The organism is Burkholderia sp. SIMBA_051, assembly GCF_046534915.1.
Lineage (GTDB): Bacteria > Pseudomonadota > Gammaproteobacteria > Burkholderiales > Burkholderiaceae > Burkholderia > Burkholderia ambifaria.
In genome coordinates this window covers 1-256 of the sequence record NZ_JAWRXS010000547.1, presented here as the reverse complement: position 1 = coordinate 256, position 256 = coordinate 1, and the positions used below count along the sequence as shown (strand labels likewise).

1 protein-coding gene is annotated in these 256 nt (G+C 66.8%); it reads right to left on the bottom strand.

Features of this window, described 5'->3' with window-relative positions; translation table 11 throughout:
- A partial coding sequence (locus SB771_RS35660; RefSeq protein WP_410722126.1) for a hydrogenase maturation protease occupies nt 1–256 on the bottom strand: 256 nt, incomplete at both ends.

Below are 256 nucleotides of genomic sequence, written 5' to 3'. Positions count from 1 at the left end.
CGAGAAACTTCGGCACCTCGTCGTCCTCGACGATCTTCAGCTCGCCGGGCGCGAGGCCGTAGTCGACCGCATCGAAGATCAGCAGGAAGTCGGCCGCCTGCACATGCTGGATCAGATAGAGGCCCTGCGTGCCGCCGTCCATCAGCGTGACGTTCGGCGCGCATTCGAAGCGCTGCTGCAGCGCCTCGATGCAGCGCACGCCGAAGCCTTCGTCGGCCCACAGCACGTTGCCGATGCCGAGCGCGACGATCGCGGC